Source organism: Streptococcus mitis (genome assembly GCF_001074635.1).
In the GTDB taxonomy this organism is placed as follows: Bacteria; Bacillota; Bacilli; order Lactobacillales; family Streptococcaceae; genus Streptococcus; species Streptococcus mitis_E.
In genome coordinates this window covers 1-14,061 of sequence record NZ_JUQO01000037.1, presented here as the reverse complement: position 1 = coordinate 14,061, position 14,061 = coordinate 1, and the positions used below count along the sequence as shown (strand labels likewise).

12 protein-coding genes are annotated in these 14,061 nt (G+C 41.9%); 8 read left to right on the top strand and 4 right to left on the bottom strand.

What is annotated here, in order from left to right; translation table 11 throughout:
• Positions 1-89: 89 nt before the first annotated feature.
• On the bottom strand, positions 90-1,373 hold the full coding sequence (locus ADI58_RS01425; protein WP_004256659.1) for a uracil-xanthine permease family protein: 1,284 nt from the start codon (positions 1,371-1,373) through the stop codon (positions 90-92).
• A 302-nt stretch (positions 1,374-1,675) separates the two neighbouring features.
• Positions 1,676-2,389 (bottom strand): 16S rRNA (guanine(527)-N(7))-methyltransferase RsmG, encoded by a 714-nt coding sequence (gene rsmG / locus ADI58_RS01420; protein WP_049521176.1) that lies wholly within the window; start codon positions 2,387-2,389, stop codon positions 1,676-1,678.
• Positions 2,390-2,482: 93 nt separating this feature from the next.
• Here rsmG and ADI58_RS01415 point away from each other — a divergent pair, with 93 nt between their 5' ends.
• Together ADI58_RS01415 and htpX are read left to right on the top strand one after the other, a co-directional pair.
• The gene (locus ADI58_RS01415; RefSeq protein WP_049521175.1) at positions 2,483-3,043 is read left to right on the top strand and encodes a LemA family protein; all 561 of its coding nucleotides are present in this window, start codon (positions 2,483-2,485) and stop codon (positions 3,041-3,043) included.
• Position 3,044: 1 nt separating this feature from the next.
• A complete protein-coding gene (gene htpX / locus ADI58_RS01410; RefSeq protein ID WP_033687100.1) occupies positions 3,045-3,944 on the top strand; it encodes a zinc metalloprotease HtpX in 900 nt (299 codons plus the stop codon).
• A gap of 150 nt (positions 3,945-4,094) precedes the next feature.
• Here htpX and ADI58_RS01405 read toward each other — a convergent pair whose 3' ends face one another.
• Positions 4,095-5,654: an ATP-binding cassette domain-containing protein gene (locus ADI58_RS01405; protein WP_049521174.1), complete on the bottom strand. Its 1,560-nt coding sequence runs from the start codon at positions 5,652-5,654 to the stop codon at positions 4,095-4,097.
• Positions 5,655-5,892: 238 nt separating this feature from the next.
• Entirely contained in the window at positions 5,893-6,222 is a 330-nt protein-coding gene (locus ADI58_RS01400; RefSeq protein WP_049521173.1) for a hypothetical protein, read from the bottom strand.
• A gap of 162 nt (positions 6,223-6,384) precedes the next feature.
• Between ADI58_RS01400 and ADI58_RS01395 the strand changes: the two genes are divergently transcribed.
• The 6 genes from ADI58_RS01395 (at position 6,385) to carB (ending at position 13,983) form a co-directional block, all read left to right on the top strand.
• Positions 6,385-6,927 carry a YceD family protein gene (locus ADI58_RS01395; RefSeq protein WP_049521172.1) on the top strand — a complete coding sequence of 181 codons (543 nt, stop codon included), beginning with the start codon at positions 6,385-6,387 and terminating at the stop codon, positions 6,925-6,927.
• A complete protein-coding gene (gene nth, locus ADI58_RS01390) occupies positions 6,927-7,556 on the top strand; it encodes an endonuclease III (protein ID WP_049521171.1) in 630 nt (209 codons plus the stop codon). The genes ADI58_RS01395 and nth overlap by 1 nt, the downstream gene beginning before the upstream one ends.
• A 210-nt stretch (positions 7,557-7,766) precedes the next feature.
• On the top strand, positions 7,767-8,288 hold the full coding sequence (gene pyrR / locus ADI58_RS01385; RefSeq protein WP_000644747.1) for a bifunctional pyr operon transcriptional regulator/uracil phosphoribosyltransferase PyrR: 522 nt from the start codon (positions 7,767-7,769) through the stop codon (positions 8,286-8,288).
• Positions 8,289-8,306: 18 nt separating this feature from the next.
• On the top strand, positions 8,307-9,230 hold the full coding sequence (locus ADI58_RS01380; protein WP_049521170.1) for an aspartate carbamoyltransferase catalytic subunit: 924 nt from the start codon (positions 8,307-8,309) through the stop codon (positions 9,228-9,230).
• A gap of 49 nt (positions 9,231-9,279) precedes the next feature.
• Positions 9,280-10,359 (top strand): carbamoyl phosphate synthase small subunit, encoded by a 1,080-nt coding sequence (locus ADI58_RS01375; protein WP_049521169.1) that lies wholly within the window; start codon positions 9,280-9,282, stop codon positions 10,357-10,359.
• A gap of 447 nt (positions 10,360-10,806) precedes the next feature.
• Positions 10,807-13,983 carry a carbamoyl-phosphate synthase large subunit gene (carB, locus tag ADI58_RS01370; RefSeq protein ID WP_049521168.1) on the top strand — a complete coding sequence of 1,059 codons (3,177 nt, stop codon included), beginning with the start codon at positions 10,807-10,809 and terminating at the stop codon, positions 13,981-13,983.
• The last annotated feature ends 78 nt before the right edge of the window (positions 13,984-14,061 follow it).

Sequence of the window (14,061 nt, the reverse complement as noted above, 5' to 3'; positions counted from 1 at the left end):
TGAGGTTGTAGATAAGACTGACGAAGTCAGTTACATATATCTACGGCAAGGCGACGTTGACGTGGTTTGAATTTGATTTTCGAAGAGTATTAGTCTTTATTTTCGTATGGCAAGATCAAGTTCAAGATGATTCCTGTCATGGCCGATAGGGCAGTACCTGAAAGAGTAACTGGACCAAGTTTAAGGATAGCTCCTCCAAGTCCAAGTACCAACATAGCACTTGCGATGATTAGGTTACGCATTTGAGCGAAGTCAACACGTTCTTTAATCAAGACTTTCAAACCATTACTTGCGATAACTCCGTAGAGAAGGATTGACATACCACCAAGTACAGCGTTTGGAATAGTTGAAATCAAGGCAGTGAATTTACCAAGGAAGCTAAGGGCAATCGCGATAAAGGCAGCGTTACGGATAACTGAGACAGAAGCGATACGAGTCATACCGATAACCCCTGTATTTTCTCCGTAAGTTGTATTGGCTGGTCCACCAAGGAAGGCAGAAACAGAAGTTGCGATACCGTCACCAAGAAGAGTACGGTGAAGACCTGGTTCTTTCAAGAATTGACGGCCACAGATTTGACCCAAAACAGTATGGTCTCCGATATGTTCAGAAATTGTTACGATAGCGATTGGCAAGATGGCGATGGTTTCTGGACCAAAGTAAAGATTGTACTCTTTAAAGGCACCACCAGTGCTAAATGGCAAGTAGAAACCAGGAATTTCAAACCAGTTAGCTTTAAGAACTGGTGTAAAGTCAACCAAGCCAAGGGTTAGTGCAAAGAGGTAACCACCGATAATGGCAAAGAGGAATGGAATGATTCGTAGGAATCCTTTTCCTTTTGTGTTGATAAAGGCAGCGATTAAGAAAGTAACAACTGCTACAAGAGCATTTTTCCAATTTCCATCCGCTACAAGTCCAGCGTTAGTAACTGCTGAACCTGCAAGTCCAAGACCGATAACGATGATCATAGGTCCGATGATGATTGGTGGTAAGAGTTTATCAATCCATTTTGTACCTGCAAAACGAACACCAGCAGCCACAAGGACATAGACCAAACCAGTCAAGATAACCCCTGTTTGGGCAGCAGATACATCACCACCCATTTCTTTCATAGCAAGTGACATAGCTGTGATAAAGGCAAATGAAGAACCTAGATAAACTGGAACTCTAAAACCAGTTGAAATCATATAGATGAGTGTTCCAACACCTGAAGCAAAAAGGGCAACAGATACAGGCATTCCCAAAATCAAGGGTACCAAGATGGTCGCACCAAACATGGCGAAAACGTGTTGGAAACTAAGGAGAATTCCTTTTCCAGCTGAAGGACGTTGGTCAACGTCTAGTAACAAATCAACAGTTGATTCTTGTTTCATATAAACCTCACTTTTGGGCATCAAAAAAGAGCCCATTATTTTACAGCAATAGGCCCTCAGAGTAAGACTTCTTTAAAATCTAGACTTTAAAGAGTTTTAAATATTTCTGCGTCTTCGTCACCTCACGGGATGACATTAAAAACCTTTGCTTAGGATAGTATAGCAGAAAAAAATGATTTTGTAAATCATTTTTTCCCGAGCCTAGAGATAAAAGAGCGAGGTTGATTTTGTAAATCATTTTTTCCCGAGCCTAGAAATAAAAAAGCGAGGTTGACTTTGTAAATATTTTTTTACTTGAAAATTTAAAGCGGGCGTTTATTGGGCATGCCAGCCTTACGTGGAAATTTATTTGGTGTTTCTTTTTTCTTTTCCACCACTGTGATGTAACGCGGATCTCCATTCGGTAGAGCATAGCTGAGATTGTCTTCGACTTTACTGAAGAGGAGGTTGAGGGCATTCTTAGCTTCTAATAATTCTTCAGGCGCATTGCTGGCCTTGAGTGCCAATAGTTTTCCGCCAACTTTAAGGTAAGGAATTGTCAATTCAGACAGGACCTGCATACGGGCTACAGCACGGGCAGTTACCAAATCAAACTGAGCACGAAAGTTTTTATCTTGGGCAAAATCTTCTGCACGACCGTGGTAGAAATGAACACCGTCCAAATCTAGTTCTTGAGCCAACAGTTGGAGGAAGTTGATGCGCTTATTTAGAGAATCAATAATAGTCACATCTAGCTGAGGATAGAGGATTTTCATCGGTAGACTAGGAAATCCTGCCCCGGCTCCAATATCAAGAAGTTTGATAGTTTCATTGGGAATCAAATCTTGAAGAATAGGCGCAATCGAATCGTAAAAATGTTTGAGATAAACTTCATCCTTGTCCGTAATGGCTGTTAAGTTAATCTTTTCATTCCAATCTACCAAGAGCTCAAAATAACGTTCAAATTGTTTTTTTTGCTGGTCCGAAAGTGGAAGATTCTGATCGGCAAGCAGGTTGTAAAATGTTTCTGGTTTCATAGTTATTTCCTTCTTTAGTATCATCTTATTTTACCACAATCATTAAAAATTTGATATACTGGTATTAATCTAAAAGCAGAAAGGACTTATATAATGACTTGGATTATTCTTGGAGTTTTAGCTCTTATTGTTATTTTTGTGATTGTTAGCTATAACGGTTTGGTTAAGAATCGTATGCAAACAAAGGAGGCTTGGAGCCAAATTGATGTTCAGTTGAAACGTCGAAATGATCTCTTGCCAAACTTGATTGAGACTGTAAAAGGTTATGCCAAATATGAAGGTTCTACCCTTGAAAAAGTGGCAGAACTACGTAACCAAGTGGCGGCAGCGACTTCACCAGCAGAAGCTATGAAAGCTAGTGATGCCCTCACTCGTCAGGTTTCAGGTATTTTTGCAGTTGCAGAAAGCTATCCAGATTTGAAAGCCAGTGCCAACTTTGTTAAATTGCAAGAGGAGTTGACAAACACAGAAAATAAAATTTCTTACTCTCGTCAACTCTACAACAGTGTTGTCAGTAACTACAATGTAAAATTAGAAACTTTCCCAAGTAATATTATCGCTGGAATGTTTGGATTTAAAGCAGCAGATTTCCTTAAAGCACCAGAAGAGGAAAAGGCAGTTCCTAAGGTTGATTTTAGCGGTTTAGGTGACTAAGATGTTGTTTGATCAAATTGCAAGCAATAAACGAAAAACCTGGATTTTATTGCTGGTATTTTTCCTACTCTTAGCTCTTGTTGGCTATGCGGTTGGCTACCTCTTTATGCGATCTGGGCTTGGTGGTTTGGTTATCGCACTGATTATCGGCTTTATCTATGCCTTGTCCATGATTTTTCAATCGACAGAGATTGTCATGTCCATGAATGGAGCGCGTGAGGTTGATGAACAAACGGCACCAGACCTCTACCATGTGGTGGAAGATATGGCTATGGTCGCTCAGATTCCTATGCCCCGTGTTTTCATCATTGATGATCCAGCCTTAAATGCCTTTGCGACAGGTTCTAACCCTCAAAACGCAGCGGTTGCTGCGACGTCAGGTCTCCTAGCTATCATGAATCGTGAAGAACTAGAAGCTGTTATGGGACATGAAGTCAGTCATATTCGTAACTACGATATCCGCATTTCGACTATTGCTGTTGCCCTTGCTAGTGCTATCACCATGCTTTCTAGTATGGCAGGCCGTATGATGTGGTGGGGTGGAGCAGGTCGCAGACGAAGTGACGATGATAGAGATGGAAATGGCTTAGAGATCATTATGCTAGTGGTCTCCCTACTTGCAATTGTGCTGGCACCTCTTGCTGCAACCTTGGTGCAACTAGCTATTTCTCGTCAGAGGGAATTCCTAGCTGATGCTTCTAGTGTTGAGTTGACTCGCAATCCTCAAGGGATGATTAATGCTCTACGTAAGTTGGATAATAGTAAACCGATGAGTCGTCCTGTCGATGATGCCAGCAGTGCACTTTATATCAATGATCCTAAGAAAGGTGGAGGGTTCCAAAAACTCTTTTATACCCACCCACCTATCTCAGAACGGATTGAGCGTTTGAAACATATGTAAAATGAAGGCTGGGAAAAAGCCTTTAAAATCTGAAAAACGCATAATATCAGGTGTGCAAAAACTTGATATTATGCGTTTTATTATGGGAAGTTTTACTTTCTCTTCTCCTAAAATTGTGTTTTTGCCCTATCTATCTGCTATGTTGCAAATTTATAAATCTTCTAAATTAACTACCTCTAAACTATCTTCTGTCAAGCGATAGATGGTCGAACAGACCTCTTTCAAGAAACGACGGTCATGCGAAACAGTGATGAGACCACCAAGATAAGTGGCAAAGAGTTTTCTAATTTCGGGTTGAGAAGTTGGAGAAAAGTTTCGTGTGGGTTCATCTAGCAGGAGAAAGTTTGGTTTGCGCAAGACTAAATCCAAAAGCAGGAGTTTACCCTGTTGCCCGCCAGATAAGGAGCGAATTTGATGCTGCATTTCTGGATAACTGAAATTGAGACTAGCTAAGTGAGATTGAATTTTCTGTAGTTCCTCTTTTTCTCCAGTTTTGCTGAGGTAGGCTATTGGTGATAAATCCAATTGCAGTTTTTTGTGGTAATCTTGTGGCATAAAACCAAGCGAAATTTCTCTTTTGGCGCTAAGCAGCTGTTGAAACTTGGCTAGCAGAGTCGATTTCCCAATACCATTTGGGCCAATGATACCGATTTTTTCTTGGCCACGGACAGTTAATTGTAGTTCTTGCACCAAAATTCGCTCGTCAATGGACAAATTTTCTTTTTCCAGTTGGATTAAGACTTTAGAAACTGGTAATGGTTGAATATCTGAGAAGAAAAGTTGGATTTCTTCCTCTTCAAGTGGCTTTTGGGTCATGGAATAAGCTGTCTTTTCAAAGCGTTTTTCTTGAGAGAGGACAGTTTTCATCTTTTTAGCCAATAGGCGACCGGCAGTACTGTCTTTAGTAGCTCGAAGCGCAGTTTCTACATTTTGCTTGACTCGTCGATGTTTTTCCATGGTTTTATCGTAGGCTCTTTGGTCGTTGGCTGCTTGCTGGCTTTGTCTGGCAAAATTAGCCTTTCTCTGGTCGCTATAGCTATCATAGTCTAAATGCTCTACTAACGTTTCTGCTTCTTTACGGTGCTTGACCAGTCGCAAGTGGACAATAGTGTCTGCCGTTTGAGACAGAAAGTCTTCATCATGGGAAATGAAAGTAACAGTTTGCCGAGTCTTGCGAATCTGACATTTTAGCCAATCAACCGTCTCAAGGTCTAGGTCATTTGAAGGTTCATCTAAAAATAGAATCTCAAAAGGTTTGGCTAACTCATGGATGAGCTGAATTTTCAAAGCTTCGCCCCCTGATAGACTGCCAATCACTTGGTCACTAGCGAAACGATTGCTATCAAAATGCAATTCCTCAGCCAAACGATAGAGGGTACTGTAGTCTAAATCAGCAAAATCCAAAAAGAAGTAGTCGTGTAGACTTTTCTTTTTCAGCTCCTCGGGGAGTTTTTGAGGAATGTAAGCGAGTGACTGATAGTCAGACTGGATGTCTCCCTTGATAGTGAAATCAGACACATATTCCCCCGTTAAAGTTTTAAGTAATGTTGATTTGCCATTTCCTTCTTCGCCAATAATAGCTACCTTTTCCCCGTCTTGTATGGTCATGCTTAGATCAGATACAAGATCTCGTAGATCTTTGTTTTGTGTGATGGTCAGGTGATTGATTTTTATCATATGCTTGCCCTTTCTAGAATGTCCATAGTGCATAACAAAAAGCTCTACTTTATCTAGTAGAGCCCAAAGTCTATGTCAAAAAAACTCTATTAAAATGCCAGAAAAAGAGCATAAAAGAGCACACAAAAAGAGACACAAACAAGATCTACTAAATAAAGGTTCTTTATTTGATAGACTTAGTTGTTCATGTCTCCCTTACCTCCGAGTATTAGTATCTTTATACTATACCTTTAAGGAAATTTTGTCAACAGAAAACTGACAATTCTAATCTCTAAAATCCGAAAACAGGTCCATAAAGAGTCAGTACGTGTTTGATATGATCGTAATGGAACTTGTCATAGTTGCGCCAAGCGGTACGTGCTTGATCGTTTAGTTTTAGGCTACCTAATCCAATCAGAAGACTGGTGCGTTGGTAAAATTTCTCAAGGTCGATTAAGATACTGTTGTTCAACTTTTCCGCTTTTTTGAGCTCTTGCAGAGTAGTATTTAGCAGCTCTTGTAGTCGAATATCATCTGCCGTACCCTGTTTGCAGCTTTGGAAACTTTTATTTAACTCGGATAGGAGTTGGGTTGCATTAGTAATGAGTTCTTTGTCTTCCATATGAGCATCCTCCTTGCTATCATGTATTCTTTCCTATAGTATAGCACCAAAAAATATAGTGATAAATATATTAAAAACTCGAATGTTAATTACAAAGTTTGGTGGGCTGATTTGTAGGCTTTTCATGGTATAATCAAGAGAGTAAATCTTTATGGAGGAAGTATGAAATTAAATATTCAAGAAATTCGTAAGCAGTCTGAAGGCTTGCATTTTGAACAAACATTAGACCTAGCCGCAGACCTGCGTGCACGCAATCAAGAAATTTTAGATGTAAAAGATATCCTTGCAGTTGGGAAAGTACAGTACGAAAACCGTATGTATTTCTTAGATTATCAACTATCTTATACCATTGTTCTTGCTTCAAGTCGCAGTATGGAGCCAGTTGAGTTAGTTGAATCTTATCCAGTAACGGAAGTTTTCATGGAAGGTGCAACTAACCAGCTAGATCAAGAAGTTCTAGATGATGATTTGGTCTTGCCTATCGAAAATGGGGAACTTGATCTTGCTGAGAGCGTGTCAGACAATATCCTACTAAACATTCCTATCAAGGTCTTGACGGCTGAAGAAGAGGCTGGTCAAGGATTTGTGTCAGGAAATGACTGGCAAATCATGACAGAGGAAGAATATCAGGCGCAACAAGCAGTTAAGAAAGAAGAAAACAGTCCTTTTGCTGGCTTACAAGGACTATTTGATGGAGACGAATAATGGTCTTGTCAAAAAAACGCGCACGAAAGGTGCTAGAAGAAATCATTGATCTGTTTCCAGATGCCAAGCCTAGTCTTGATTTTACCAATCATTTTGAACTCTTGGTTGCGGTCATGTTGTCAGCTCAGACAACAGATGCAGCGGTAAATAAGGCCACACCAGGTCTCTTTGCTGCCTTTCCAACGCCACAAGCCATGTCTGTTGCGACAGAGGGTGAGATTGCTTCACACATTTCTCGCCTGGGACTGTATCGAAATAAGGCTAAATTCCTTAAAAAATGTGCCCAACAGTTACTAGACGATTTTGATGGCCAAGTTCCTCAAACACGTGAGGAATTAGAGAGTTTGGCAGGTGTTGGTCGCAAGACAGCCAATGTTGTTATGAGTGTAGGATTTGGGATTCCAGCTTTTGCAGTCGATACCCATGTGGAGCGTATTTGTAAGCACCACGATATTGTCAAAAAATCAGCGACACCACTTGAGGTGGAAAAGCGGGTCATGGATATCTTGCCACCGGAGCAGTGGTTAGCTGCCCATCAGGCTATGATTTATTTTGGAAGAGCCATTTGCCATCCTAAAAATCCAGAGTGTGACCAGTACCCACAGTTATATGATTTTAGTAATTTATAAGATGGGGGCTCAAAAGTTTTTGCTTGATTTTAGGCTCGCTTTGTGCTATAGTAATTGATAATTAAATATTCCTTTAAACCTGTCCCGTGAGGCAGGCAAGGAGCGCGATAAAGTAGAAGGGTGAAGTCTATACTGTTTGCAGTAGGGCTTACTTAGCTATACATTTCAAGTCTCCTTGTTTAAGGAGACTTTTCTTTTTGGAGGTTTGTCATGAAGGCAAAAGAAGTTGTAGACGAATTGACCGTCAAACGAGCGATTACGCGTATTACTTATGAGATTATCGAACGTAACAAAGATTTGAATAAAATCGTCTTAGCTGGTATTAAAACTCGTGGTGTATTTATCGCCCACCGAATCCAAGAACGTTTGGAGCAACTAGAAAATCTTTCAGTTCCTGTTGTGGAATTGGATACTAAACCCTTCCGTGATGATGTTAAAAGTGGAGAAGATACTTCTTTAGTTTCTGTCGATGTGACAGACCGTGAAGTTATCTTGGTGGATGATGTGCTCTATACAGGTCGTACCATCCGTGCTGCTATTGATAATATTGTCGGTCATGGTCGTCCTGCGCGCGTGAGTTTAGCAGTTCTAGTCGATCGTGGACATAGAGAATTGCCAATCCGTCCAGATTACGTTGGAAAAAATATCCCAACTAGTCGTTCTGAAGAAATCATCGTAGAGATGGCAGAACTTGATGGCCAAGACAGAGTTCTGATTACTGAAGAAGCTTAGAAAGCTAAAGGAGTAGCCATGTCAGAAAATCAACAAGCATTGAACCATGTGGTGTCCATGGAAGACCTCACTGTCGATCAAGTGATGAAATTGGTCAAGCGAGGAATTGAGTTTAAAAATGGAGCTCAGCTTCCTTATGAAGACCATCCGATTGTTTCCAATCTTTTCTTTGAGGATTCTACACGGACGCATAAGTCCTTCGAAGTGGCAGAGATTAAACTGGGGCTGGAACGACTTGACTTTGATGTGAAGACTAGTTCGGTTAATAAGGGTGAGACACTTTATGATACCATCCTGACTCTGTCTGCTTTAGGAGTGGATGTTTGTGTGATTCGTCACCCTGAGGTTGACTACTACAGAGAGTTAATTGCAAGTCCAACGATTACGACTTCCATTATCAATGGTGGAGATGGTTCGGGCCAACACCCTAGCCAGAGCTTGCTTGATTTGATGACTATTTATGAGGAATTTGGTCACTTTGAGGGGCTCAAGGTCGCTATTGCAGGTGACTTGGACCATTCACGCGTTGCCAAATCCAATATGCAGATTTTGAAACGCTTAGGTGCAGAACTTTATTTTGCTGGACCTGAGGAATGGAGAAGTCAAGAGTTTGCAGACTATGGACAGTGTGTAACCATTGATGAAATCATTGATCAGGTGGATGTCATGATGTTTCTCCGTGTGCAACATGAACGCCATGATAGTGGAGCTGTCTTTTCGAAAGAAGACTACCATACCCAACATGGCTTGACTCAAGAACGTTATGATCGTTTGAAAGAAACAGCAATCCTCATGCACCCAGCTCCAGTCAACCGTGATGTAGAAATCGCAGACCACTTGGTTGAAGCACCAAAATCACGGATTGTCCAACAAATGACCAATGGTGTCTTTGTTCGAATGGCAATCTTAGAATCCGTACTGGCGAGTAGAAACGCCAACTAAAACACAAGACGTTAAAAGACGCCAGTGAGCGTCCACGAGAGGTGAAAATATGACAAAAAGACTTCTAGTATTAGAAGATGGCACAGTTTTTGAAGGCAAGGCCTTCGGAGCAGATATTGATGTAACAGGAGAAATCGTCTTTAATACAGGTATGACCGGCTACCAAGAATCCATTACAGACCAGTCTTATAATGGACAAATCTTGACCTTTACTTATCCTTTAGTAGGAAATTATGGAATTAATCGTGATGATTACGAATCCATTATTCCAACTTGTAAGGGAGTCGTTGTTTTCGAAGAGGCGCGTAGAGCTAGCAACTGGCGAAATCAAATGACGCTGGATGAATTTTTGAAAGCCAAGAAAATTCCAGGTATTTCAGGAATTGATACGCGTGCTCTTACCAAGATTATCCGTAAGCATGGTACGATGCGTGCAACCTTGACCCATGTTGGGGACAGTATGGACCATGTGACGGACCAACTCCAAGCGACAGTCTTGCCGACAGATAATATCAAACAGGTTTCTACTAAAACTTCATATCCAGCTCCAGGAGTTGGTTTGAGTGTGGTGCTAGTGGACTTTGGTCTCAAGCACTCAATTCTACGTGAACTTTCTAAGCGTAATTGTAACGTGACGGTTGTTCCTTATTCGACAACGGCAGAAGAAATTCTCCATCTCAATCCTGACGGAGTTATGTTGTCAAACGGTCCAGGTAACCCAGAAGATGTTCCACAGGCACTGGATATGATTCGCGGTATACAAGGAAAAATTCCAATTTTTGGTATTTGTATGGGGCACCAACTCTTTGCTATGGCAAACGGGGCTAAGACTTACAAGATGAAGTTTGGTCACCGTGGCTTTAACCATGCGGTACGCGAAATTGCTACAGGACGCGTAGACTTCACCAGTCAAAACCATGGTTATGCAGTTAGCCGTGAGGATTTGCCAGAGCACTTGATTATTACCCATGAAGAAATCAATGACAAGTCAGTTGAAGGTGTGCGTCACAGATACCAACCTGCTTTCTCTGTTCAATATCACCCAGACGCAGCACCTGGTCCACACGACGCAAGCTACCTATTCGACGAGTTTATCGAGATGATGGAAGCTTTTAAACAATCAAACTAAGAACGAGTAAAAGCTCGTCGGATAACTTATGTAACTGAACACGGACGGAAAACTCGGAATTTAGAGAAACCAATTTGGATTGTCAATCCTTCTTTGGTTTCCTAAAATTCAATCGTTTTCTATTCGTCCTTTGTATCTTATTTAATGGCAACCTGAGAGTTGCCGAATAGAAAGGCAGGTCGTTTCTTTTAGTCGCTATCAGGCGAACTAAAAACTCCCTGCACTAGATTTTTTACCGAAAAGTATCGTTTCGCTAAAAAATCGTCGGAGAATTTATTTAATGTCGCTCTGTGAGGCGACGAATAGAAAGGAGAAGATACATTGTTCGCGGAAGTGAACACGCCCTAAGAACTGTGTGAAAAAGATAAACATCGTCTTGACGCTGAAGGTGTCTGCACCGAGTTTCATATTTTCACTGTGTTCTTTACGGGCTTTGTATCATAAACTATGCCTAAACGTACTGATATTCAAAAAATTATGGTGATTGGTTCTGGTCCGATTATTATTGGTCAGGCTGCTGAGTTTGACTACGCTGGGACCCAGGCTTGCTTGTCGTTGAAAGAGGAAGGTTATGAGGTTGTTTTGGTTAACTCAAACCCTGCCACTATCATGACGGACAAGGAAATTGCGGACAAGGTTTACATCGAACCGATTACACTTGAGTTTGTGACACGTATTCTTCGTAAGGAGCGTCCAGATGCCTTGCTACCAACACTCGGTGGTCAGACAGGTCTCAACATGGCCATGGAATTATCTAAAAATGGTATCCTGGATGAGCTTGGTGTTGAACTTCTGGGTACCAAATTATCTGCCATTGACCAAGCGGAGGACCGTGACCTCTTTAAACAATTGATGGAAGAGCTCAACCAACCCATTCCAGAATCTGAAATTGTCAACACAGTTGACGAAGCAGTTACCTTTGCAGCAACAATTGGCTACCCAGTCATCGTCCGTCCAGCCTTTACACTTGGTGGTACTGGTGGTGGTATGTGTGCCAACGAGGAAGAATTGCGTGAAATCGCTGAAAATGGTTTGAAATTGTCACCTGTTACCCAGTGTTTGATTGAACGTTCCATTGCTGGTTTCAAGGAAATCGAGTACGAAGTCATGCGTGACTCAGCTGACAATGCTTTGGTTGTTTGTAACATGGAAAACTTTGACCCAGTTGGGATTCACACAGGGGATTCCATCGTATTTGCCCCTGCGCAAACCATGTCAGACTATGAAAACCAAATGCTTCGTGACGCAAGCTTGAGCATCATTCGTGCCCTTAAGATTGAAGGTGGATGTAACGTTCAGCTGGCCCTTGATCCACATAGCTTTAAGTATTATGTTATCGAAGTAAACCCCCGTGTATCGCGTTCGTCAGCCCTTGCTTCTAAGGCGACAGGATATCCGATTGCTAAGTTGGCTGCTAAGATTGCAGTTGGCTTGACCTTGGATGAGGTTATCAACCCAGTTACAGGTTCAACCTATGCCATGTTTGAGCCTGCCCTTGACTACGTGGTTGCTAAGATTCCTCGTTTCCCATTTGACAAGTTTGAAAAAGGTGAGCGCCGTCTTGGTACCCAGATGAAGGCGACTGGAGAAGTCATGGCAATCGGTCGTAACATCGAGGAATCTCTCCTTAAGGCTTGTCGTTCCCTTGAAATTGGTGTGCACCACAATGAAATGCCTGAACTTGCAGCAGTTTCTGATGATTCCTTGATTGAAAAAGTAGTCAAAGCCCAAGATGACCGCCTCTTCTACGTATCAGAAGCCATTCGCCGTGGCTACACACCAGAAGAAATTGCTGAATTAACTAAGATTGATATATTCTATCTTGATAAACTCTTGCATATTTTTGAAATTGAGCAAGAATTGGGTGCCCATCCACAAAATCTAGAAGTCTTGAAAACTGCAAAATTGAATGGCTTCTCAGACCGTAAGATTGCTGAGCTCTGGAAAACGACTGCTGACCAAGTTCGTCAACTTCGTTTGGAAAACAAGATTGTTCCTGTTTATAAGATGGTCGATACTTGTGCGGCAGAATTTGACTCTGAAACACCATACTTCTATTCAACCTATGGATGGGAAAATGAATCTATCAAGTCTGATAAGGAATCTGTTCTAGTTCTAGGTTCTGGTCCAATCCGTATCGGTCAAGGGGTTGAGTTTGACTACGCAACTGTTCACTCAGTTAAGGCTATTCAGGCGGCTGGCTATGAAGCCATCATCATGAACTCAAACCCAGAGACCGTTTCTACAGACTTCTCTGTATCAGATAAGCTTTATTTTGAGCCATTGACATTCGAAGATGTTATGAACGTCATTGACTTGGAGCAACCAAAAGGTGTTATCGTTCAGTTCGGTGGTCAAACAGCCATCAACCTTGCGGAGCCATTGGCAAAAGCAGGTGTGACCATCCTTGGTACACAGGTTGCTGACCTAGACCGTGCCGAAGACCGCGACCTCTTTGAGCAAGCTCTTAAAGATTTGGATATTCCACAGCCACCAGGACAAACGGCTACAAATGAAGAGGAAGCAGTGCTTGCAGCTCGCAAGATTGGTTTCCCAGTCCTCGTTCGCCCATCTTATGTACTTGGTGGACGCGCCATGGAAATCGTTGAAAACGAGGAAGATCTTCGTTCTTACATGCGTACCGCTGTTAAGGCTAGTCCAGACCACCCAGTTCTTGTCGATTCTTATATTGTTGGGAAAGAGTGTGAAGTCGATGCCATCTCAGACGGGGAAAATGTTCTCATCCCTGGTATCATGGAGCACATCGAACGAGCTGGTGTTCACTCAGGTGACTCAATGGCCGTTTACCCACCACAAACCTTGTCTCAAAAGGTGCAAGAAACAATCGCAGACTATACTAAACGCCTAGCAATCGGTCTTAACTGCCTTGGAATGATGAACATCCAGTTTGTTATCAAGGATGAAAAAGTCTACGTTATTGAGGTCAATCCACGTGCCAGCCGTACGGTTCCATTTCTTTCTAAAGTGACCAATATCCCTATGGCTCAAGTAGCAACCAAGCTCATTCTTGGTCAAAAACTTGAAGAACTTGGCTACCAAGATGGACTTTACCCTGAAAGTAGCCGCGTTCATATCAAGGCACCTGTCTTCTCCTTTACCAAACTAGCTAAGGTAGACAGCTTGCTCGGTCCTGAAATGAAGTCGACAGGGGAAGTTATGGGTTCTGATACGACTTTGGAAAAAGCTCTCTATAAGGCCTTTGAAGCTTCTTACCTCCACTTGCCAACTTTTGGTAACGTTGTATTTACCATCGCTGATGATGCCAAAGAAGAAGCCTTGGACTTGGCTCGTCGTTTCCAAAATATTGGCTATGGAATCCTCGCGACAGAAGGGACAGCAGCCTTCTTTGCCAGTCATGGATTGCAAGCCCAACCTGTTGGTAAGATTGGTGATGACGATAAGGATATTCCAAGTTTTGTTCGCAAAGGAAGAATTCAAGCTATCATTAATACAGTTGGAACAAAACGAACTGCTGACGAAGATGGTGAGCAGATTCGCCGTTCAGCTATTGAACACGGAGTGCCCCTCTTCACAGCCCTAGATACAGCTAACGCCATGCTCAAAGTATTGGAAAGCCGTAGTTTTGTCACAGAAGCAATTTAAATAGAAAAAAGAGAAGGTGTAACACAATGTCATTAAGTTAAGAAATTCAAATACAGTTCTGTATTTGGGTTTCTTTTT